Genomic DNA, 22630 nt, shown 5'->3' on the forward strand with positions numbered 1-22630 from the left:
ATAGGTTTATGAGGGGAAAGTGACTTGCCTCTGCGATACAGTCAAGCGGTGAGGAAATCGACCATCGCCTGCCCCAGTTCCTTGCGGGTGACGGCGTTCATATGATTGCCCGGTATCTCGAAATAGCGGCTATCCGGCATCAGGTCCGCCAGTTCATGCGCGCTACCATTGCTGTCGTCGTCCGCCCCGCAGATGACTGCGGTTGGTTGACGGAAACCTGCGATCGTCGACGCGTCCGTGTCGACGAAAGTCTTGAGGATGTGCAGTAACGCGACCGGATCGCCTTTCGTCGTCTTGAGGAAAGCCTCAGTCATCCATTCCGACGTGCCCCGCTGAAACGTACCGAGGTTGGTGAGCACGTTGGTGTAATAGCCGCCATTGTCCAGCGTCTGCGTCAATCCGCGCAGCCCCATGCCTGACAGGATGACCCGGCGCGGCGTCGCCCCGCGTGCCAGCATCCGCACCGTCGTCCGCGCGCCCAGCGAATAGCCGCCCAGATCATAGTCGGTCAGCCCCATCTGCTCGACCAGCGCCAGATTGTCGTCGGTCAGCGCATCGGCCGGATAGGCGGCGGCGTCATGCGGCTTGGCGCTTTCGCCATGGCCGCGCAGGTCCGGCAGGATCAGACGAAACCCTGCCTCCACCAGCTTGGCTGCATGGCCATAGCGAATCCAGTTGGTGAAGGCGTTGGAGAAATAGCCGTGGATCAGCACGAGATCACGAGTTTCGGCGGTGTTGGCGCCCACCACATGCACTGCGATCGGCAGCCCATCCCGCCCCTTGATGTCATGGCGTTCGATCGGAAGGTCGGTCATCGGGGCAAATCCTTATCGGGCAGCAATGCCCCGCCGATATGGCGTCAGCCCCCGCGGCGCAAGAGTGCGCTGAGCGCCAGCGTCGCGCCGATCTGCGCCATCGCCATATCCTTTTGCGCGTCCCACATGTCGCCCTGTTGCCCATTATAATAGTCGGCCATGTCGCCGGCTGCGATCATGGTCAGCAGCCATTCGAATATCTCGTAAAGCGCGCTGCCCAGACCGATGGCGGCAAAGGCGAAGGCCAGACTCCATCGCGACGGCATATGGCGTCGCACGACTTCCGCGATGGGCAGGGTCAGCAGCGCGCCGAAGGCAAAATGGACCAGCCGGTCATAGCCGTTGCGGGTCGCGCCGAAGAGGCTGGAAATATCATGCCCGCTGATCGCCCGCGCCCAGTCATCATAAGGCACATAGCTGTAGATCCAGCGCGCACCCAGCGTGTGCAGCAACAGGAACAGCCAGATGCAGCCGACGGCAGAATTGGAAAGCGGCCAGCGCCGCAGCAGCCATGGCGCGGCAAGGATCAGCGCGATCGTCGGTCCATGCTGGAGCGGCGCGAGATCGGGAAAGGGTTGCGCGATATTGGCCAGCCCGATGGCAGCCAGCAACAACGCGATCATCCGGCGCTGTACGACAGGAAGAGCCTTCCACATCGCCCCAGCGCCGGAGATCATGAGCGGGCCTTAGCCCTTCTTGAGGTGACGACGGCCCAGCAGTTCGGCGATCTGAACCGCGTTCAGCGCTGCGCCCTTGCGCAGATTGTCGCTGACGCACCACAGGTTGATGCCGTTCTCGATCGTCGAATCTTCACGCACGCGGCTGATGAAGGTCGCGAAATCGCCGACGCACTCGATCGGCGTGATGTAGCCGCCGTCTTCGCGCTTATCGACCAGCATGATGCCCGGCGCTTCACGCAGGATATCCTGCGCTTCCTGCGCCGAAATCTCGTTCTCGAACTCGATGTTGATCGATTCCGAATGGCCCACGAACACCGGCACGCGCACGCAGGTCGCCGTGACCTTCACCTTGGGATCGAGGATCTTCTTGGTTTCCGCGACCATCTTCCACTCTTCCTTGGTCGAACCGTCGTCCAGGAAAACGTCGATATGCGGGATTACGTTGAAGGCGATCTGCTTGGTGAACTTCTTCGGCTCGGCCGGGTCGCCGACGAAGATGTTGCGGCTCTGCTCGAACAGCTCGTCCATGCCCGCCTTGCCCGCGCCCGACACCGACTGATAAGTCGAAACGACGACGCGCTTGATCTTGGCGGCGTCATGCAGCGGCTTGAGCGCCACGACCATCTGCGCGGTCGAGCAGTTCGGGTTCGCGATGATGTTCTTCTTCGTATAGCCGTCGATCGCATCCGGGTTCACCTCGGGCACGATCAGCGGCACGTCCGGGTCCATGCGATAGAGCGACGAATTGTCGATCACGATGCAGCCGGCCGCCGCCGCCTTGGGCGCATATTCGGCCGTCGGGCCGCTACCGGCCGCGAACAGGGCGATATCCCACCCGGTGAAGTCGAAATGCTCAATATTTTTGCATTTGAGAATTTTGCCCGTCTCACCGAACTCGACGTCGGTGCCGGTGGACCGCGACGATGCAACCGCCGCGATCTCGTCAATAGGGAACTCGCGTTCGGCGAGAATGGTCAACATCTCGCGGCCCACATTACCGGTGGCACCAACGACGACGACCTTGTAACCCATGACTAAAGTCTCCACTCCAATGCAAATCTTGCGGAGTGCGCGCCATAACGATACTGCGGCATTTGTCCAGAAAGAAGGGCTTGCCCAGCAGAAAGCGCGCAATTGCCTCCGCACGGCCCTGCCGTTACGGAACGCCCACCACTCCCCGAAATCGAAACGGAATCGACGTCCTGATGCAGTCCACCATGCTGCCGCCCCTGCCCGAACACTGGTTTCACAGCTTCGTCTTTCCAGATGGCGTCCGGGCCGATGGCGTCAAGCCGCTGAAATCCCTGCTCGAAGAAGCTGATCTGATCTTTCCGAACCGGCTGGACGGGCGGCGGGTGCTGGATATCGGCGCATGGGATGGCTTCTTCTCCTTCCAGGCGGAGCAGCGCGGCGCGGCCGAAGTGCTGGCAACCGACCATTTCTGCTGGTCGGGTCAGGGCTGGGGCGACAAGCGCGGTTTCGACCATGCCCATGCTCGTTTCGGGTCGAAGGTCCGCTCGCTGGACCTCGATGTAGCGGAGCACAGGGTGGAGGATCTGGGACAGTTCGACACGGTGCTGCTGCTCGGCGTCCTCTATCATGTCACCGATCCCTATCGCACGCTGGAGGCCGCCGCCGCCATGAGCAGCGACCATCTGGTGATCGAGACGGTTACGGCGCTGCGGCACGAGCCGGTCCCGGCCATGCGCCTGTTCACAGAGATGGAACTGGATCAGGACGCGACCAATTTCTGGGCGCCCAACATATTGGCGCTGCGCGAAATGTGCCGGCGCTTCGGCTATTCCCGTTTCCAGGTGTTGCCGGAGGCGCTGGATAATCAGGGCTGGCGCAAATGGGTCATGCCTTTCCGCGACAAGAACCGCTATCGCCGGGCGATCTTCCACGCCTGGCGATAGCGTCTCGCTTCATTTTTCGGCCGGACCGCCTGCCTGTTCGGCCAGGAAATGCTCGATCGTCTTCCACAGATGGACGCTGATGCCCGGCCCGCCGACGCGGTGGGTCTGGCCCGGATAGGCCATCATCTCGAACGGCACGGCCGCACCCTGCATCTTCGCCATCAGCGCGGTGGCATTGTCGAACACGACATTGTCGTCCGACATCCCATGGATCAGCAGCAGCGGATCGGTGATCTTCACCGCCTCATCCACCGCGCCGGACGCCGGATAGGCGCTGTCCTTCGCCTGCGGCTGGCCCAGATAGCGTTCGGTATAATGGGTGTCATAGAGCTGCCATTTCGTCACCGGCGCTCCGGCGACGGCAGCGGCAAACACGCCCGGCGCCTTTTCCAGCAGCTTCAACGACATGTAGCCGCCATAGGACCAGCCATAGGTCGCGATCCGCTTGGGATCGACGAAGGGCTGGGCCTTCAGCCATTCGACGCCCTTCAACTGGTCATCGACCTCCACCGTGCCCATGGCATGATAGATATGGTCCTCGAACGCCTTGCCACGATCGGGCGTGCCGCGATTGTCGATGGCAAACACGATCCAGCCGCGATCCACCAGATACTGGTTCAGAGCACCCGACCATGTGTTCGTCACCTGCCGTCCACCGCCCGGCCCGCCATAATGGATCATGAAGACGGGGTAGCGTTTGCCCGGTTCCATGTTCGGCGTCATGATCTTGGTATAAAGCGTCGTGCCATCCGCCGCCTTCACCGTGCCGAATGTCGTCTTCACATGGCCCGCAACATAGGGCGTGTAGGGATGGTTGCCCGTCAGCGCGTTTTGCGACAGCCATTGCAACTGCTTGCCGCCATTGTCGGCCAGATAGACCTGCTTGGGCTGATCCGTGTTCTGCCGCGTCACCACGACCTTGGTGGCAGCGCCGTCCATCACGGCGTCATTCCAACAGCCCTTTTCGGTCAGTGCGCGCGCCTGTCCCGGCTTGCCGAGCGACGTCACATATAGCTGCTGCTCCAGCGGCGTCTCACGATTGCCGGTAAAATAGACCAGCCCCTTGGCCTCATCCACGCCCACAACATCGCGCACCTCCCAATCGCCGCTGGTCAGCGCCGTCCACTGCGTCCCGCTCACGCGATAGAGATGCCCATGGCCGCTCTTCTCCGACCACCAGAGGAAGCTGCCGTCGGCCAGTGCATGGAAATTGTTCGACAGGTTGATCCAGCTTTTCGCCGCCTCGGTCAGCGCCACCTTCGCCTTGCCGGTGGCCGGATCGACCGCCAGCAGGTCCAGCCGCTTCTGATCCCGGCTCTCGCGCTGCACATAGAGCGTCTTGCCATCCTTCGACCAGTCGACGCGGGCGAGGTAGATATTCTTGTCCGTGCCCAGATCCACCTGCACCTGTCCCGACCCGTCCGGCTTGATCACGAAAAGGTCGACGATGGCATTAGGCGTGCCGGCGGCAGGATAGCGCTGCTGATAGACCTTGGTCCCCTCGCCGCCGATCGCCGTGCGAGTAACGATGCCGACCGGGCTTTCGTCCACTCGCGCAACCGCGATGCGGGCGTCATCGGGTGACCACCAATAGCCAGTACGTCGGTCCATTTCTTCCTGCGCGACAAACTCGGCCGTGCCCCAGCTCAGCGTGTCGCTGGCGCCCTGCGTCAATTGCCGTTCCTTGCCGCCGATCGGCTGGGTGAACAGATTGCCGCCACGCACGAAGGAAACATAGCCGCCCTTGGGACTGACCACGCCGTTCAACTCCCCATCCGGCGTGTCGGTCAGGCGCGTGACCTTGCCGTCCAGCCCGGCCAGATACAGGTCGCCATCGACCGGCACCAGGATGCTCTTGCCGTCGGGCGACCAGTCATAGCTGGTGATGCCGGTGCTGCCTGCGACGCTGCGATCGCGTTCCCGCTGCATCTTTTCGGCTTCGCTCAGATCCGCGCCGCTGCCGGTCTTCTTCGAATCGACCAGCATCCGTTCCGCGCCGGTCTTGCTGTCGATCGCCCACAGGTCGAGCCGCTCCTTCTCGTCCGCGCGCGGTTTGAGCAAAGTCACCAGCGATCCGTCGGGCGACAATTTCAACGCGCGCGGCTGCGGCCCGGCCAGATCGGGGCTGGCAAAGACGCGCTCCAGCGTCAGCCTGTCCTGCGCAACAGCGGGAATGGCGGAGGTCAGCAACAACGCGCCGAGGGCTGCGCCGGCTTTCAGATAGGGGGGCATGAATATCCTTTCCGGTCGGCGCGAAAACGCACCGCTTGATGCCGCCGACTTAGCGCGTCGGATCAGAAAAGATCAATGCCGGGAAATTATCTGTCCTGCCATCATCGCCGGGATGATGGTGGGCGCGACAGGGATTGAACCTGTGACCCCACCCGTGTGAAGGGTGTGCTCTACCGCTGAGCTACGCGCCCCCTGTAAGGAGGAGGCGGCCTTTGGCACCCACGGCGCACCCTGTCAACATGCTCTTATCGATTTGATGCAAAATGCTTTCCCGTTTCCCCGATCGGCGCCTATAAACGCCCTTCAATCTTCGAAAGTGGAATCTCTATGCGTCAAACCCTCGCCCTGCTGATCGGTAGCCTGCTGCTTACGGCCCTTGCTGCCTGCAACACGGTTCAGGGGGTCGGTCGGGATATCGAATCGGTCGGTCGCGCCGGCAAGGACGCGATGCACTAAAGGGGCGATCCGCCCCTCACCTTCATCTTACTGAAGCGCGCGTCCGATTGCCGTCATGTTCTTGTTCAGCCGAACGCCATCGCAATCCGGTTCCCCGCATTCGCAGGCTTCGATAGTATAGCGTACGCCGCACATGACCAGCACATCCCGATCGAACGAGTAATTGGAAATACCCGCCCGTTCGACCTTTTCCTGTGCCCTGGCCTTGAGAGACATATGCGTCCTCGCTTTCGAATAAGGTTGCCGATCATTGGTTGTGCACTGCACAATGTCAATTGATCGACTTTTGTTCCTGAACGATTTGTAAGAATATTGTCGCCGAAATGACACGTTTCGGCGCAGTGCGTGCCGCGACTTGCACCGGGCGGCACAGCGTCCCATATGCCGCCCCATGAACGACCAACGCAGCGCCTCCATGCCGGTCTGGCATGGCACAACCATCATGTCCGTCCGCAAGAATGGGAAGGTCGTCGTCGCCGGCGATGGCCAGGTTTCCATGGGCCAGACGGTGATGAAGCCCAATGCCCGCAAGGTCCGCCGGCTGCATGATGGCAGCGTCATCGGCGGCTTCGCCGGCGCCACAGCCGACGCCTTCACCCTGTTCGAGCGGCTGGAGGCCAAGCTGGAGCGCCACAACGGCCAGCTGATGCGCGCCGCCGTGGAACTGGCCAAGGACTGGCGCACCGACAAATATCTGCGCAATCTGGAAGCGATGATGATCGTCGCGGACAAGGATGTCACGCTGATCCTGACCGGCAATGGCGATGTGCTGGAGCCTCTGGGTGGCGTGGCGGCGATCGGTTCGGGCGGCAATTTCGCCCTCGCCGCCGCCCGCGCGCTGGTGGAATATGAGGAAGATGCCGAAACCCTTGCCCGCAAGGCGATGGGCGTCGCCGCCGACATCTGCGTCTACACCAATGACCAGCTGACCATCGAAACGCTCGACAGCGCCAACTGAGATTTCAAGAAAAGATCATGAACGACAATCTGACCCCCAAAGCCATCGTCGCCGCGCTGGACGCGCATATCATCGGCCAGCATGACGCCAAGCGCGCCGTCGCCGTCGCGCTGCGCAACCGTTGGCGCCGCCAGCATCTGCCCGCCGATCTGCGCGACGAGGTGACGCCCAAAAATATCCTGATGATCGGGCCGACGGGCTGCGGCAAGACGGAGATCAGCCGTCGCCTTGCCAAACTGGCCGACGCCCCCTTCGTCAAGGTAGAAGCCACCAAGTTCACCGAAGTCGGCTATGTCGGCCGCGACGTCGAACAGATCGTCCGCGATCTGGTCGAGGAAGCCGTGCGCCTCGAAAAGGATCGCCGCCGCGAAGCCGTGCGCGAAGCCGCGTCCGAAGCCGCCATGGCCCGCCTGCTCGACGCGCTGACCGGCAAGGAAGCGAGCGAGGCCACCCGCCTCTCCTTCCGCCAGAAGATCGAGAACGACCAGATGAACGACGTGGAGGTCGAGGTGGAAGTCGCCGACACCCCGTCGATGCCGATGGAGATCCCCGGCATGGGCGGTCAGGTCGGCATGATCAACATCAGCGACATGATGTCCAAGGCGTTTGGTCAGCAGCAGAAGAAGCGCCGCAAGATGCGTGTCGCCGAAGCGTGGGACAAGCTGGTCGAAGAAGAGCAGGACAAGCGCCTCGATCAGGATGACGTCGCCCGTGTCGCCATTACCAGCGCCGAGCAGAATGGCATCGTCTTCCTAGACGAGATCGACAAGATCGCCGTCAGCGACGTGCGCGGTGGTTCGGTGAGCCGCGAAGGCGTGCAGCGCGACCTGTTGCCGCTGATCGAGGGGACGACCGTGTCGACCAAATATGGCCCGCTCAAGACGGACCATATCCTGTTCATCGCGTCCGGTGCCTTCCATGTGGCCAAGCCCAGCGACCTACTGCCGGAACTACAGGGCCGTCTGCCGATCCGCGTGGAATTGAAGGCGCTGACCGAGGAGGATTTCGTCGCGATCCTTTCGGATACGAAGGCCAGCCTCGTCGCACAATATCGCGCGCTGCTGGCGACCGAGGAGGTGACGATCGATCTGACGCCCGAAGGCATCCGCGCCGTCGCCAAGATCGCGGCGGACGTGAACAGCGAGATCGAGAATATCGGCGCCCGCCGCCTCCAGACGGTGATGGAAAAGCTGCTGGAGGATGTCAGCTTTGAGGCAGAGGACCGTCGCGGCGAAACACTGGTGATCGACCAGGCCTATGTCGACAAGCAATTGTCGGCCGTCGCGCACGACACCGACCTCAGCAAATATGTGCTTTAACTGACTGTTCCCCGGCGCAGGCCGGGGTCCAGTTGAAGCGTTGGAACTGGACCCCGGCCTGCGCCGGGGAACAGTCTGGTTTAATAAGAGCGCCCCACCAGTACCCGCTCCACCGCCTTGTCGCCGGTGAAGATGCAGCTGCCATCCGCCGCCTGCGCATCCAGTGGCACATTGCGCAGCGTGAGCTTCTCGCCCTTCAGCCACTGTACGACCTTTTCCAGCCCCTCGCCGGTCGGCTTGGCCCACTGGACCAGCGCCCAGCCGGGGGTCTTGCTGGCCTTGAAATAGGCCTTGAGCGCCTCAAGATCGCTGATCGACTTGTCGATGCTGCCGTCCAGCCGCGCCCTGGCATCGGCGAACAGCGACGCTTGAATATCCTCCAGCGTCGCAGCCGCGCCGCTCACGAAATCGCTCTTAGCCACGATCGCGCTGTTGAGCTTGCCATCCTCGCGATAGAGGCGGTCGCGGCGGATCACCGACACATTGCCGCCGGCCACATCGCGCCCGCCGACCTCTATCACGATCGGCGCGCCCTTCTTGACCCAGCCCCAGCGCTTGGTCGCGGCCTTGGCCGGGCGCTTGTCGAGCAGTGCCCGCACCGGCTCGCGAAACACGTCCAGCCCGTTCAGCTGGTTCACCAGATCGGTACAATAATCGACGATCGCGGCATCTTCGTCATTGTCGCGCAGCATCGGCACGACGACGATCTGATAGGGCGCCACGCGCGGCGGCACGCGCAGGCCGTCATCATCGCTATGCACCATGATCAGGCCGCCGATCATGCGGGTCGACACGCCCCAGCTGGTCGTCTGCGCCAGTTCCTGTTGCCCCTCGGCATTCTGGAACTTGATATTCTGCGCCGAAGAGAAGGTCGTGCCCAGGAAGTGCGAGGTGCCCGCCTGCAACGCCTTGCCATCCTGCATCATCGCCTCGATCGAATAGGTCGCGACGGCGCCGGGGAAGCGCTCATTCTCCGGCTTCTCGCCCGCGACGACCGGCAGGCCCACGCAATCCTCGGCAAAGGCGCGATAGACTTCCAGCATCTTGAGCGTTTCTTCCATCGCCTCTTCGACGGTGGCGTGCGCGGTATGGCCTTCCTGCCACAGGAATTCGGCGGTGCGCAGGAACATGCGGGTGCGCATTTCCCAGCGCACGACATTGGCCCACTGGTTGATCAGCACCGGCAGGTCGCGCCAGCTTTGCACCCAGCGGCTGAACGCTGCGCCGATCACCGTTTCCGACGTCGGCCGCACGACCAGCGGCTCTTCCAGCTTCGCTTCGGGGTCGGGCACCATCTTGCCGTCCTTCTGGATCAGGCGATGATGGGTGACGACCGCCATTTCCTTGGCGAAGCCGTCGACATGCTCGGCTTCCTTCTCGAAATAGGAGAGCGGGATGAACAGCGGGAAATAGCAATTTTCATGGCCCGTCGCCTTGATTTGCTCATCCAGCAATTTCTGGATGCGTTCCCAGATGCCATAGCCCCAAGGGCGGATGACCATGCAGCCGCGCACGCCGCTTTCCTCGGCCATGTCGGCTTCGGTGATGACGGCCTGATACCAGGCGGCGAAATCCTGTTCGCGGGTGACGTTGAGGGCGTGCTTCACGGGATGCGGACCTTGGCTAGAACGAAAAGAAGAATGGCGCGCCATAAGCCAGACGCGCCATATATGTCGACCCCCGCAAGGGTCCGATGATGATGCTTTCAGGCGTCCGCGCCCAGCCGATCCAGCCAGACCTTGGCCTGCTTGGGCTCACCGACCGCGTCGGGCGCTGCCGGGCCACGCGCAGCCATGAACTGCGCATGCAGGGCAAAGGGCTCCAGTCCCAGCGTATCACGCATGCCCTCGATCTCGTCCGCCAGTTCCTCCAGAGCCGCGATCACCGGCGCGGTGCGGGCACGGGTGGCCTTGTCCTTCTGATGATCGAACAGGCCCCACCGCCCCGCCGCAGTGATGCGGAGCGCCGCGATCAGCGCGTCGCGATACTCCGCTTCCACTTCGATACGGCGGACGTCGAGCCGCTCCAGCCGATCCGCCTTGGCCATGGCTTCAGGTCAGCTTGTCGATCTTGGCATTGAGCGCGGCCAGTTGCGCCTTGAGGTCGCTGATTTCCTCATCCTTGCTGCCTTCGGCCGCGGCCGGTGTCGGCGGCGCAGGGGGCGTCACGCCGGGCATGCCCGGTACGCCGTTGCCAAATGCGCTGGCAGCGGCTTCGAACATTTGCAGGTTGCGTTTGGCGATATCGGCCAGCGGACCGCCGCCGAACGCGCCCTTCATCGCTTCCTGGAATTGCTGCTGGTTCTTGCGGAAGGCATCCATCGACGCTTCCAGATATTGCGGCACCATCGACTGCATCGAATCGCCGTACATGGCGATCAACTGGCGCAGGAAATTGACAGGCAGCATGTTCTTGCCACGCTGTTCCTCTTCCATGATGATCTGAGTCAGGACATTATGGGTGATGTCCTCGCCGGTCTTGGCGTCCACGACCACGAATTCGCGCCCCTCGCGCGTCATCTGCGACAGAAGGTCCAGCGTGATATAGCTCGAAGTTTCGGTATTATAGAGCCGCCTGTTGGCGTACTTCTTGATAACGACCGGTTCTGATTCATTAGCGGTCTTGGACTTGGCCATGGATTCCTCTCCCACACCTGACCATCTCGCATTAGCACAGGGCGATGCCGCACCGCAACATGGGCCGCGGCCTTTACCCCTTTTTCTCAATATTTTATGGCGCGAAACGGAGGATGACGCCGAGCTTCGGCGTCGCGCTTTCCTGGGTTTGCGCAAATATCAGCATGCGGTGCGCCCGCCCGCGCCGCCACCGGCCCGCTGCGTCGCCACGGTCGGCGCCGCCCGCCTGCTGCAACATGGCGCGGCAAATGACCGAAATCCGGTGGTTTTCGTTCCCTCACTCATCAATCCGCCGCAGGTGCTGGACCTGTCCGAAAGCCGATCCATGTTGCGCCACATGGCCGCAGCAGGCCATGATGCCTATCTGGTCGACTGGGGCATGCCCAGCCCGCAGGATGCACAGCTTGGCCTCGACGGCCATGTTACCGAACGATTGCTGCCGCTGCTCTCCGCACTGCCCCGCCCGCCGATCCTAGTCGGCTATTGCCTGGGCGGTAGCCTGACCCTCGCGGCCGCCGCTTTGCACCCGGTTCCCGCTATGGCCACGATTGCGGCCCCCTGGCGTTTCGACGCCTTTCCTACCCCGGATCTCGACCTGATCGGCGGGCTGTGGCGTGGCGCGAAGTCTATGTGCGAGCGGATCGGTTATGTGCCGATGGAGGTGCTGCAATCGGGTTTCTGGGCGATGGATCCGGCGCGCACCATCCGCAAATATGCCGCCTTTGCCGATGCCGATCCGGGATCGGATGCGGAGCGCGCCTTCCTCGCGGTCGAGGATTGGGCCAATGGCGGCGCGCCGCTTACCTTCGCCGCCGGTCGCGACCTGTTCGATGGCCTCTATGCCGGCAATCTCAGCGGCACCGGACGCTGGCAGGTCGGCGACCAGATCGTTGATCCTGCCGCTCTGGCCTGCCCCACCCTCTCGATCGTCTCCACCACCGACCGCATCGTCCCCGCCGCGGCCGGCCCTCGCTTGCGCGAAGAGCGCCGCGTCTCGCTCGGCCATGTCGGCATGGTCGTCGGCGGCCGTGCCCGTGAAATGCTATGGAATCCCCTCTCCCTTTGGCTTTCCACCCATGGCGCTTGATGATATGTGCACCTGCGAAAACAACCACTGGAACTGAGGATCAGGCCTTTGTCAGACATCGTGATTACCGCCGCGAAGCGTACCGCCGTTGGCAGCTTCATGGGCGCTTTCGGTTCGACCCCCGCGCATGAACTGGGCCGTCAGGCGATCATCGCCGCGCTCGCGCAGGCCGGCGTCGCGCCGGAGGAAGTGGACGAAGTGATCCTGGGTCAGGTGCTGGCCGCCGGACAGGGACAGAACCCCGCGCGTCAGGCAGCGGTCAATGCCGGCATTCCGGTGGAGCGGACGGCGATCGGCCTCAACCAGCTTTGCGGTTCGGGCCTGCGCGCCGTGGCGCTCGCGGCGCAGGCGATCCGCGCCGGCGACGCCAGCATCATGGTGGCCGGCGGACAGGAAAGCATGTCGCTCGCCCCGCACGCGCAATATCTCCGCGCCGGCGCCAAGATGGGGCCGGTCACGCTGATCGACACGATGATCCATGACGGCCTGACCGATGCCTTCAACAATTATCACATGGGCATCACCGCCGAAAATCTGGCCGAAAAATATCAGATCAGCCGCGAAGCGCAGGATGAATTCGCGGTCGCCAGCCAGAACAAGGCCGAAGCCGCTCGCGCCGCCGGCCGTTTCGCCGACGAAATCGTGCCGGTCACGATCAAGGGGCGCAAGGGCGACACGATCGTCGATCAGGACGAATATATCCGTGCCGGCGCCACGATCGAGGCGATGCAGGGCCTGCGCCCCGCCTTCAAGAAGGATGGCAGCGTGACCGCCGGCAATGCCAGCGGCATCAATGATGGCGCCGCCGCGCTCGTGCTGATGACCGTCGATGCCGCTGCCAAGCGCGGCGCCACCATCCTTGGCCGCATCGCCGGCTTTGCGACCTGCGGCGTCGACCCGGCGATCATGGGCATCGGCCCGGCCCCGGCCAGCCGCAAGGCGCTGGAAAAGGCCGGCTGGTCGGTCGCGGACCTCGACCTGATCGAAGCCAATGAAGCCTTTGCCGCGCAGGCGCTGGCCGTAGGCAAGGAACTGGGCTTCGATCCCGAAAAGCTGAACGTCAATGGCGGTGCGATCGCCATCGGCCATCCGATCGGTGCATCGGGCGCCCGCGTGCTGACCACCCTGCTCTATGAAATGGGCAAGCGCGACGCGAAGAAGGGCCTCGCCACGCTCTGCATCGGCGGTGGCATGGGCGTTGCGATGTGCATCGAACGCTGATCGCCCACTGAGACTTGGAAAAAGCCGCCGGTCGAAAGATCGGCGGCTTTTTCATGCCGGTCAGGCGTCCAGCGAGCGATCCTTCGTTTCGGGCAGCGCGATCAGGCATGTCACCAGCGCCAGTGCCACGATCGCCAGCGTATACCATAGCCCCGCATAGGGATCGCCCGTCCGCGCCACGATATATTGGCTGACCAGCGGCAGGAACCCGCCGAAATAGCCGGTGCCGACATGATAGGGCATGGACAGCGAACTATAGCGGATGCGCGCCGGAAAATATTCCGACAGCAACGCCGCCACCGGTCCATAGGTTGCGCCCGACAGCGTCCACAGCAGCAGCAATGCGGCGAACACCATCATCGCGCGTGGCCAGTCCGGCGTCACCGCGCCGAAATCATAGCCCTGGGCCTTGAGCGCCGCGTCCAGTCCTTCCCCGCTCAGATCCGCCACCGCGACCCCGCCGATCGCCACCGCCGGCGCTGCCCCGTCCTTCTTGTCATAGGGAATGCCGCGCTTGGAAAAATGGTCGAGCAACTTGCCGCAAGCGGTCGGCTGTATCTTGGCGAAGGGATCGAAACGACAATCGGGGCCACTCACCACCACCGGCGCGCGTTCCGCCGCCGCCACCAGCCCCGGATTGGCGGTCGCCCCCATGAACTGATAGAGCGGCAATGCCAGCAACAGCACCAGCGCATAGCCGATCACGATCGGCTTCTTGCGCCCGATCCGGTCCGACAGCCAGCCGAAGAAGATGAAGGCGCCCATGCCGACAAAGGCGCTGCCGCCGACCAGCAATTGCGCCACGCCCGCCGCGACATGCAGGCCGTTTTGCAGGAAATAGAGCGCCTGAAACATCACCGTATAGGCGATGACGGTAAAGCCCGCCGCGATGCCGATCATCGCCACGAACATCCGCTTCTTGTTGCCCGGCGCGGTAAAGGCTTCCTTGATCGGGTTCTTCGCCTGCGCACCGGCCTTCTTCATCGCCAGGAACACCGGGCTTTCGCGCAGCATCAGCCGCATCCATAGCGAGATAGCCAGCAGCGCCAGCGAAAAGACGAAGGGGATGCGCCATCCCCATGCGTCCCACACCGCCTTGCCAACGATCGCCTGCGTGCCCACCACCACAATCAGCGACAGGATGAAGCCGCCGATCACGCCCGCCTGAATGAAACTGGTGTAAAAGCCGCGCTTGCCCGCCGGTGCATGTTCTGCAACATAGATGGCCGCACCGCCATATTCCCCGCCCAGCGCCAGCCCCTGTGCGATGCGCAGCGCAATCAGGATGATCGGCGCCGCCACACCGATGCTGGCGGCGGATGGTGTCAGCCCTACGCCCGCCGTCGCCAGTCCCATCAGGATGATGGTCGCCAAGAACGTATATTTGCGCCCCAACCGGTCGCCCAGATAACCGAATAGCACCGCGCCGATCGGACGGAAGGCAAAGCCGATGGCAAAGCCCGCCAGCGTATAAAGCAGTTCGACGGTCGGATTGTCGGTCGGGAAAAAGGTCCGCCCGATGATCGGCGCCAGCACGCCATAGATGTAGAAATCATACCATTCGAACACGGTGCCGAGCGCCGAAGCGGTGATGACCAGCCGGTCCCGCTTCGCATCCATCACATAGCCATCCTCCACCGCCGCCGTCATCCTGCCCCCTTAACTTCGCACATTTCCCGCAAATCCTGACATTTTGATGCGGAAGTAGGAAATCCCATTTCCGTCATCGTCGTCATCTGGCCCGCCATTATCGCAGGAAGAAAAGCGATAGGACAGAGCTTCCCGTCAGAACAATCGCGCGCCGTTCGGCACGATCTTGTCCGGTGCAAACAGCGTGACGGCGCCGGCTTCGTCGGCAAAGCCCAATGTCAGCACCTGCGACATGAACTTGCCGATCTGGCGCGGCGGGAAGTTGACCACGGCAGCGACCTGTCGCCCCGGCAGGTCCGCCAGCTTGTGGTTCACAGTAATCTGCGCGCTCGATCGTTTCTGGCCGATCGCCGGGCCGAAATCGATCAGCAGCTTATAGGCCGGCTTGCGCGCTTCGGGATAAGGTTCGGCCGAAATGATCGTGCCGACCCTGATGTCGACCTTCAGGAAATCGTCGAAGCTGATCTCCGGCGCGGGGGGAGCGTTGGGGTCGTCGGTCATGTGCATGGCGCCGCTCTCAATCCGGGTTGCGGGCCGACCATATCCAGGCAGCCGCAGGAAATTCCACGACATCGCCGACCAGACGCGCGCGGCAGACGGCCTCGGTCGCGGCGAATATCGCACCGCGCTGCGCGGGCGGCGCCAGCTTGAGCGCGCGCGCCGCCGGGCCGATCCGGCTGAAAAAGGCCACCGCATCGGCGACCGGATCGCTCCCCTCGCCTGCGCGATAGGCGAAATCGACCGGCCGGGCGGCGACATCCGTCCAGCCGGCCTCCGCCAGCAACACCCGCACGAAATCCGCATCGGCAAAGGCGAAGGGGCCGGGTTCATAGCCAGCCGGCTTTGCTCCCCCGCCCGGCAAGACCGCCATCAACTCCCGCGCCCATGCGTTGAGCGACGGCGCACGGAAGCAGGAGAAGATCAGCCCCGCGCCGGGCCGCGCCGCCGCCCGCAACCGGGTGAAGGCGTCCACCGGATCATCGAAGAACATGACGCCATGGCGCGACACGATCAGGTCGAACGGCCCTGCCTCACCGATCCGCTGCTCCGCCGGCCCGGCGACGAAGCGGCAATTGGGCAGGCCCGCCGCCCGTTCCTGCGCCACCGCGACCAGCGCCGGGGAAATGTCGAAGCCTGTGACCTGCGCCGAGTCATGGGTGCCTGCCGCCGCGATCGACGTGCCGCCCGCGCCGCTGCCGATATCCGCCACGGCGATGGCGCGTCCGCCCATCGACTCGCTGATGGCCCGGTCCAGTTCTGCCGTCAGCGGCGCGAAGCTGCGGTCGGTGCGTTGCCATTCCGCCGCCCAGACATCGCCATTGGCGCCGGTCCATTGCGCCGCATCGGTGCGAGCGGCGGGGGCGGTCTGGGGCTGTGTCATGTCATCACCTTGCTATCCTCTTGCCCCTTGTGTCCGGGGTTATGGCAAGAAAAGCAAGGCTATAGAGCCTCCCCCGACGTATCGGGGGAGGCCATGCGTCATGCCATTTCCAGGATGATGGCATCGACCGGCAGGCTCTCGCCCTGCGCCGCCGACACGCTCTTCACCACGCCCGCCTTCTGTGCGCGCAGGATATTTTCCATCTTCATCGCCTCGATCACGGCGAGCGGCTGGCCGATTTCGACCTTGTCGCCCTCCTGCACATGCAGCGCGACCAGCAGGCCCGGCATCGGGCAGATCAGATAACGCGACAGGTCCGGCGGAATCTTCTCGATCATATGCTGCGCATGCTGCGCGGCGTGCGCGGGCAGAATGCGCAGCTTGTGGCTGGCGCCATGCGCCGTCAGCACGAAGCCCGACCGCACCGGCGCGATCCGCACCGCCAGCGCTTCCTCGCCAAACTCCGCTTCGATCAGGCGATCGCCCGGCGTATATTCCAGCGCCATGTCGATGCTCTCGCCGTCAACGGTGACCTCGTCGCCGTCGATCACGACATCATGGATCGCGTCCCCGATCTTCACCTGCCAGCCGGTGGGCGGCGACAGGCGGCGGCCAAGCTGCCCGTCGATACGGCGGGCGCGATCGGCCTGCGCCATGGCGGCAAAGGCACCGATCGCCGACAGGCGCTGAAGCAGTTCCGTCGATGCGGGCGCACCGGTGAAGCCTTCGGGATATTCCTCCGCGATGAAACCGGTGGTGATATTGCCCGACCGGAACCGCTCATGCTGCATCAGCGCGGACACGAAATCGATATTATGGCCCGGCCCTTCGATCTCGAATTTGTCGAGCGCCTCGATCTGCTTGTCGATGGCTTCGAGGCGGGTCGGTGCCCAGGTGATGAGCTTGGCGATCATCGGGTCGTAGAAGATCGACACTTCGCCGCCCTCGACCACGCCGTCATCCACCCGGATCAGCGCGCCACTTTCATCCGTGCCGGTTTCGGGCGGATTATAGCGGATCAGACGGCCGGTGGAGGGCAGGAAGCCGCGATAGGGGTCTTCGGCATAGACGCGGTTCTCGATCGACCAGCCGTTGATCTTCACATCCGCCTGACCGAAAGACAGCGCCTCGCCATTGGCGACGCGGATCATCTGTTCTACCAGATCGACGCCGGTGATTTCCTCGGTGACGGGATGCTCGACCTGAAGCCGCGTGTTCATTTCGAGGAAGTAGAAGCCGTCGCCGGTCTTGTCCTCGCCGCTGACGATCAGTTCGACGGTGCCCGCACTGAAATAGCCGACCGCGCGGGCCAGAGCGACGCACTGCTCGCCCATCTTCCTGCGCATTTCGGGGCTGACGAACGGCGACGGCGCTTCCTCGACCACCTTCTGATGGCGGCGCTGGATCGAACATTCGCGCTCGTTCAAATAGACGATATTGCCATGCTGGTCGCCCAGCACCTGAATTTCGATGTGGCGCGGGCTTTCGATGAATTTCTCGATGAACACGCGGTCGTCGCCGAAGCTGTTGAGGCCTTCGCGCTTTGTCGCTTCGAAACCTTCGCGGACATCCTGTTCGCTATAGGCCAGCCGCATGCCCTTGCCGCCGCCGCCGGCGGACGCCTTCATCATCACCGGATAGCCGATTTCGTTGGAGATCTTCACCGCATGTTCGGTGTCGTCGATCACGCCGACATAGCCGGGGACGACATTGACGCCCGCTTCCATCGCCAGCTTCTTGGACTCGATCTTGTCGCCCATCGCGGCGATGGCGTTGGCGGGCGGGCCGACGAAGATGATGCCCTCGGCGTCGAGCGCCTTGCGGAAGCTCTCGCGCTCGGACAGGAAGCCGTAGCCGGGGTGGACGGCATCGGCGCCGGTGGCCTTGCACGCTTCGATGATCTTGTCGGCCAGCAGATAGGACTGGGCGGCGGGCGACGGGCCGATATGGACGGCCTCGTCGGCCATCAGCACATGCGGCGCGCGGGCATCGGCATCGGAATAGACCGCGACGGTCTTGATGCCCATCTTCTTGGCCGTGCGTATGACGCGACACGCAATTTCGCCACGGTTCGCGATCAGGATCTTGGTGATTGCCATTATTTTTGCCTGCTCCGACTGATACGTTCTGTAATTATGTGAGTAGCTAACAGTCCGCCAATTATGACCGGCAAACCTGGAAATAGCAGAAGAACACCATGTGCATTTTCAGGCAGGAACTTGCCGACGATCCCCATCGCTAAAAAGAAAAGGGGGCACATGATGAGGAACACGCCAAAACTGACGAGCATTTTCACAAAGACGTAGCGGCCGAAACTCATTCAGCTTGCTCCCCAATCCTTCGTCATGCCGGACTTGATCCGGCATCCCTCTTTCTTCCCGCGCGACGGCACAGAAGAAGCGGGCCCCCGGCTCAAGGCCGGGGTGACGAGGTCGGGTGCGAATTTCACTCCACCGCCTCCAGTTCGACCTTCACTTCCGCCTGCATCGGCACGACGCCGAGCTTGGCGAACAGCGCCGCATCCGCATTGTCGCCCGCGTTCGCTGTGGTCAGCAGCTTGTCGCCGGTGAAGATGCTGTTCGCGCCCGCCATGAAGCAAAGCGCCTGGCAGCTATCCGACATGCTCTCACGCCCCGCGCTCAGACGCACCATGCTCTCCGGCATCACGATCCGCGCGACAGCCACCGTGCGCACGAACTCGATCTCGTCGATCTTGGCGAGCGGCGTGTCGGCCAGCATATTGCCCAGCACGGTGCCCTTGACCGGGACCAGCGCGTTGATCGGCACGCTCTGCGGATGGACCGGCAGCACGGCCAGCGCATGGAGGAAACCGACGCGATCCTCGCGCGTCTCGCCCATGCCGACGATCCCGCCGCTGCACACATTGATGCCCGAATTGCGGACATTTTCCAGCGTCACCAGCCGATCGTCGAACGTCCGGGTGGTGATGACCTTCTCATAATGTTCGGGCGAGGTATCGATATTATGGTTGTAATAATCGAGGCCCGCGTCGGCCAAAGTCTTGGCCTGCTTTTCGTCCAACATCCCCAGCGTCATGCAGGTTTCCATGCCCATCTGGCGCACGCCCTTCACCATCTCGACGATGGCGGGCATGTCGCGATCCTTGGGGTTGCGCCAGGCCGCGCCCATGCAAAAGCGCGAGCTCCCCGCGTCCTTCGCCTGCGCCGCCGCCTGCATCACCGCCTGCACGCTCATCAGCTTTTCGGCCTTCAGGCCGCTTTCCGCCGATGCCGACTGGTTGCAGTAACCGCAATCCTCCGGGCAACCGCCCGTCTTGATCGACAGCAGGGTCGACAGTTGCACCTGATTGCGTGGGAAATTGTTGCGGTGGATCGACTGCGCTTCGAACATCAGGTCGTTGAAGGGCAGGTCGAACAGCGCCGCGATTTCCTCACGGGTCCAGTCGTTGCGAGCGTCAAACATGGGCATCCTCCGATTGTCTGACGAAATCTATAAACGATCCATCGACATCGCAAAAGGCAGAATTACGGGTCAAGCAGCTTCCTCCAGCCCGGCAGGGGGCATGTTGTGGCCGAGCAGGCGCAGCACATCGGCCGCGCACTCCACGACATTGGAACCCGGCCCATAAATCCCCTGAACCCCGGCGTCACGAAGATAGTCATAATCCTGCGGCGGGATGACGCCGCCGGCGATCACCTTGATGTCGGTGCGCCCCTTTTCCCGCAGCCGGTTGATCAGTTCGGGGATCAATGTCTTGTGCCCAGCGGCAAGGCTCGACGCGCCCACCACATCGACCGCGCTCTCCAGCGCCAGCACCACCGTCTCTTCCGGCGTCTGGAATAGCGGGCCGGACACGACGTCGAAGCCCAGATCGCCGAACGCCGATGCGATGATGTTGGCGCCCCGGTCGTGTCCATCCTGCCCCATCTTCGCGACCAGAAGCTTGGGCTTGCGACCGAGGCGCCGCTCGACGGCCTGCACGCCGTCGAGAACCTGTTGCCAGCGCTTGTCCCCTTCATAGGGCGCGGCATAGACGCCCTTCACCGGCGTGGGCTGCGTGCCATAACGCTGGAAACTATCCTCCATGGCGGAGGAGATTTCGCCCAGCGTCGCGCGCGCACGGGCGGCCTCGACCGCATGAGCCAGCAAATTCGTCTCGATCGACTGCGGTGCCGCTGCCGCATCGCGCAGTGCCTGCAACGCCGCCTGACAGGCATCCTCGTCGCGCTCGGCTTTCACCCGATTGATGCGCGCGATCTGCGCCTCGCGCACCTTCGCATTGTCGACCTCCAGCGTTTCGAGCAGATCCTCGTTCGCCAGCCGGTACTTGTTCACGCCCACGATCACGTCTTCGGCGCGATCGACCCGCGCCTGCCGCGCCGCCGCCGCCGTCTCGATCATCGCCTTGGGCCATCCCGCCGCCACAGCCTTCGCCATGCCGCCTTCGCTTTCCACCCGGTCGATAATCTCCTGCGCGGCATCGACCAGTTGCTGGGTCAGCGCCTCGATATAATAGCTGCCCCCCAGCGGATCGACGACATTGCACATGCCCGTCTCTTCCTGAATGACGATCTGGGTATTGCGGGCGATGCGGGCGGAAAAGTCCGTCGGCAGCGCGATTGCCTCGTCCAGCGCATTGGTATGCAGCGACTGCGTGCCGCCCAGCATCGCCGCCATCGCCTCGATCGTAGTGCGCATGACGTTGTTATAGGGGTCCTGCTCGGTCAGCGATACGCCGCTGGTCTGGCAATGGGTGCGCAGCATCTTGGACCGCTCGTCCTGCGCGCCGAGCTTTGTCATGACGCGGTGCCACAGCACGCGCGCGGCGCGCAGCTTCGCGATCTCCATGAAGAAGTTCATGCCGATCGCGAAGAAGAAGCTGAGGCGCCCGGCGAACTTGTCGATGTCGAGGCCGCTGGCCACGCCATAGCGCACATATTCCGCGCCGTCGGCGATGGTGAAGGCCAGTTCCTGCACCTGCGTCGCGCCGGCTTCCTGCATATGATAGCCGGAAATGGAGATGCTGTTGAACTTGGGCATCTCGCGGCTGGTATAGCCGAAAATGTCCGAGATGATCCGCATCGAGGGTTCGGGCGGGTAGATATAGGTGTTGCGGACCATGAACTCCTTGAGGATGTCGTTCTGGATGGTCCCGTCGAGCAGCTTGCGCTCGACACCCTGCTCTTCGCCCGCCACGATGAAGAAGGCCAGGATCGGGATCACCGCGCCGTTCATCGTCATGGACACGGACATCTTGTCGAGCGGAATGCCGTCGAACAGGATCTTCATATCCTCGATCGTGTCGATCGCCACGCCCGCCTTGCCGACGTCGCCGGTGACGCGCGGATGGTCGCTGTCATAACCGCGATGGGTGGCCAGGTCGAATGCGACGGAGAGGCCCTTCTGCCCGGCGGCGAGGTTGCGGCGATAGAAAGCGTTGGATTCTTCTGCGGTCGAGAAGCCCGCATATTGCCGCACGGTCCATGGCCGGCCCGCATACATGGAGGCACGCACGCCGCGCGTGAACGGCGCGAAACCGGGTAGGCCCGGATCGACCGTCACATCCTCGGCGGTGTAAAGCGGCTTCACCCGGATACCTTCGGGGGTATCCCAGTTCAGATCCTTGCCCTTCACTTCCTTGGCGGCAGCGGCGGCCCACTGGTCCAATGTCGGCTTCTCGGTCATGCGTTCCTACCCTTCACTCCTCTCCCGCTTGCGGGAGAGGATACGTAGGCTTGCCAACTTGTTGGCTAGCCGAAGTTGGAGTGGGCTGTCCGGTGCCCACCCCGCTGCGACTAGGGCCTGCTACGCAGCCCCAAGTCTCGCTGCCCCTCCCGCTTGCGGGAGGGGGATATCAATGCGCCTCTTTCGGCGTCTCCATGATCTCGGTCAGCACCCCGTTCATATCCTTGGGGTGCACGAAGAAGATCGGCGTGCCATGCGCACCGATGCGCGGCTCGCCCAGCACCTTCTTGCCCAGCCCCTCGAACCATTTTTTGGCTTCGTGGATGTCGGGCACTTCATAGCACATATGATGCTGCCCCCCGGCCGGGTTCTTGGCGATGAAACCATGGATGGGCGAGTTCTCGCCCAGCGGCTCGATCAGTTCGATCTGCGTGCCCGCCGTGCCATTTTCGCCCGGCGTATCCACGAAGCAGACCTTCACCCCCTGCGCAGGCAGGTCGAACGGCTCGTGCGTGATGGTCGCGCCCATGACGTCGCGATAATAAGCGATGCTCGCCTCCATCGAAGGCGTCGCGATGCCGATATGGTTGAGACGGCCGAGTTTCATTTCAA

At 63.1% G+C, this 22630-nt stretch carries 22 protein-coding genes and 1 tRNA gene; 6 read left to right on the plus strand and 17 right to left on the minus strand.

The window, feature by feature from the left end; translation table 11 throughout:
- Nucleotides 1-41: 41 nt before the first annotated feature.
- From RQH62_RS16285 to RQH62_RS16295, 3 genes are read right to left on the minus strand one after another with little or no spacing between them, the layout of a single operon-like run.
- Entirely contained in the window at nt 42-815 is a 774-nt protein-coding gene (locus RQH62_RS16285) for an alpha/beta fold hydrolase (RefSeq protein ID WP_311269785.1), read from the minus strand.
- 44 nt (nt 816-859) lie between these two features.
- The gene (locus RQH62_RS16290) at nt 860-1492 is read right to left on the minus strand and encodes a DUF2238 domain-containing protein (protein ID WP_311269786.1); all 633 of its coding nucleotides are present in this window, start codon (nt 1490-1492) and stop codon (nt 860-862) included.
- Nucleotides 1493-1501: 9 nt separating this feature from the next.
- Nucleotides 1502-2527, minus strand: a complete 1026-nt coding sequence (locus RQH62_RS16295) for an aspartate-semialdehyde dehydrogenase (RefSeq protein WP_311269787.1) — start codon at nt 2525-2527, stop codon at nt 1502-1504.
- A gap of 173 nt (nt 2528-2700) precedes the next feature.
- Between RQH62_RS16295 and RQH62_RS16300 the strand changes: the two genes are divergently transcribed.
- Nucleotides 2701-3411: a methyltransferase domain-containing protein gene (locus RQH62_RS16300; RefSeq protein ID WP_311269788.1), complete on the plus strand. Its 711-nt coding sequence runs from the start codon at nt 2701-2703 to the stop codon at nt 3409-3411.
- Nucleotides 3412-3420: 9 nt separating this feature from the next.
- On the opposite strand, the gene RQH62_RS16305 is transcribed toward RQH62_RS16300, so the two are convergent.
- Complete coding sequence (locus tag RQH62_RS16305; protein WP_311269789.1) at nt 3421-5643, minus strand: S9 family peptidase; 2223 nt, start codon at nt 5641-5643, stop codon at nt 3421-3423.
- 116 nt (nt 5644-5759) lie between these two features.
- Nucleotides 5760-5834 (minus strand) — tRNA-Val (locus tag RQH62_RS16310).
- A 136-nt stretch (nt 5835-5970) separates the two neighbouring features.
- Between RQH62_RS16310 and RQH62_RS16315 the strand changes: the two genes are divergently transcribed.
- The gene (locus RQH62_RS16315; protein WP_184264898.1) at nt 5971-6099 is read left to right on the plus strand and encodes an entericidin A/B family lipoprotein; all 129 of its coding nucleotides are present in this window, start codon (nt 5971-5973) and stop codon (nt 6097-6099) included.
- Nucleotides 6100-6126: 27 nt separating this feature from the next.
- Here RQH62_RS16315 and RQH62_RS16320 read toward each other — a convergent pair whose 3' ends face one another.
- Nucleotides 6127-6315, minus strand: a complete 189-nt coding sequence (locus RQH62_RS16320) for a hypothetical protein (RefSeq protein WP_311269790.1) — start codon at nt 6313-6315, stop codon at nt 6127-6129.
- A gap of 175 nt (nt 6316-6490) precedes the next feature.
- On the opposite strand from RQH62_RS16320, the gene hslV reads away from it, so the two are divergent.
- Both hslV and hslU read left to right on the plus strand, forming a co-directional pair.
- Nucleotides 6491-7057: an ATP-dependent protease subunit HslV gene (hslV, locus tag RQH62_RS16325; protein WP_120250112.1), complete on the plus strand. Its 567-nt coding sequence runs from the start codon at nt 6491-6493 to the stop codon at nt 7055-7057.
- Nucleotides 7058-7074: 17 nt separating this feature from the next.
- Nucleotides 7075-8376 carry an ATP-dependent protease ATPase subunit HslU gene (hslU, locus tag RQH62_RS16330; RefSeq protein WP_311269791.1) on the plus strand — a complete coding sequence of 434 codons (1302 nt, stop codon included), beginning with the start codon at nt 7075-7077 and terminating at the stop codon, nt 8374-8376.
- Nucleotides 8377-8456: 80 nt separating this feature from the next.
- Here hslU and proS read toward each other — a convergent pair whose 3' ends face one another.
- From proS to phaR, 3 genes are all read right to left on the minus strand, one after another.
- Complete coding sequence (proS, locus tag RQH62_RS16335; RefSeq protein WP_311269792.1) at nt 8457-9983, minus strand: proline--tRNA ligase; 1527 nt, start codon at nt 9981-9983, stop codon at nt 8457-8459.
- Between the two features lie 98 nt (nt 9984-10081).
- Nucleotides 10082-10423, minus strand: coding sequence for a hypothetical protein (locus tag RQH62_RS16340; RefSeq protein WP_311269793.1), 342 nt, complete (start codon nt 10421-10423; stop codon nt 10082-10084).
- Nucleotides 10424-10427: 4 nt separating this feature from the next.
- Nucleotides 10428-11012 (minus strand): polyhydroxyalkanoate synthesis repressor PhaR, encoded by a 585-nt coding sequence (gene phaR, locus RQH62_RS16345; RefSeq protein ID WP_311269794.1) that lies wholly within the window; start codon nt 11010-11012, stop codon nt 10428-10430.
- Between phaR and RQH62_RS16350 the strand changes: the two genes are divergently transcribed.
- The gene (locus tag RQH62_RS16350) at nt 11011-12099 is read left to right on the plus strand and encodes an alpha/beta fold hydrolase (RefSeq protein ID WP_311269795.1); all 1089 of its coding nucleotides are present in this window, start codon (nt 11011-11013) and stop codon (nt 12097-12099) included. The genes phaR and RQH62_RS16350 overlap by 2 nt on opposite strands.
- 48 nt (nt 12100-12147) lie before the next feature.
- Complete coding sequence (locus tag RQH62_RS16355; protein ID WP_311269796.1) at nt 12148-13320, plus strand: acetyl-CoA C-acetyltransferase; 1173 nt, start codon at nt 12148-12150, stop codon at nt 13318-13320.
- A gap of 60 nt (nt 13321-13380) precedes the next feature.
- Here RQH62_RS16355 and RQH62_RS16360 read toward each other — a convergent pair whose 3' ends face one another.
- The 8 genes from RQH62_RS16360 to mce all read right to left on the minus strand — a co-directional run bounded on the left by RQH62_RS16360 (nt 13381) and on the right by mce (nt 22625).
- Nucleotides 13381-14970, minus strand: coding sequence for an MFS transporter (locus RQH62_RS16360; RefSeq protein WP_311269797.1), 1590 nt, complete (start codon nt 14968-14970; stop codon nt 13381-13383).
- Nucleotides 14971-15105: 135 nt separating this feature from the next.
- On the minus strand, nt 15106-15477 hold the full coding sequence (locus tag RQH62_RS16365) for a tRNA-binding protein (protein WP_311269798.1): 372 nt from the start codon (nt 15475-15477) through the stop codon (nt 15106-15108).
- Nucleotides 15478-15487: 10 nt separating this feature from the next.
- Nucleotides 15488-16351, minus strand: a complete 864-nt coding sequence (locus RQH62_RS16370; protein WP_311269799.1) for a class I SAM-dependent methyltransferase — start codon at nt 16349-16351, stop codon at nt 15488-15490.
- Between the two features lie 98 nt (nt 16352-16449).
- A complete protein-coding gene (locus RQH62_RS16375; RefSeq protein ID WP_311269800.1) occupies nt 16450-18450 on the minus strand; it encodes an acetyl/propionyl/methylcrotonyl-CoA carboxylase subunit alpha in 2001 nt (666 codons plus the stop codon).
- Nucleotides 18450-18671, minus strand: coding sequence for a hypothetical protein (locus RQH62_RS16380; RefSeq protein WP_010338810.1), 222 nt, complete (start codon nt 18669-18671; stop codon nt 18450-18452). Before RQH62_RS16380 ends, RQH62_RS16375 begins: the two co-directional genes overlap by 1 nt.
- Nucleotides 18672-18796: 125 nt before the next feature.
- A complete protein-coding gene (gene bioB, locus RQH62_RS16385) occupies nt 18797-19801 on the minus strand; it encodes a biotin synthase BioB (protein ID WP_405053562.1) in 1005 nt (334 codons plus the stop codon).
- A 63-nt stretch (nt 19802-19864) separates the two neighbouring features.
- Entirely contained in the window at nt 19865-22018 is a 2154-nt protein-coding gene (scpA, locus tag RQH62_RS16390; protein ID WP_311269802.1) for a methylmalonyl-CoA mutase, read from the minus strand.
- 169 nt (nt 22019-22187) lie between these two features.
- Entirely contained in the window at nt 22188-22625 is a 438-nt protein-coding gene (gene mce, locus RQH62_RS16395) for a methylmalonyl-CoA epimerase (protein WP_311269803.1), read from the minus strand.
- Between the last annotated feature and the right edge of the window lie 5 nt (nt 22626-22630).

This window comes from Sphingobium sp. WCS2017Hpa-17 (assembly GCF_031843765.1).
Taxonomy (GTDB): Bacteria; Pseudomonadota; Alphaproteobacteria; order Sphingomonadales; family Sphingomonadaceae; genus Sphingobium.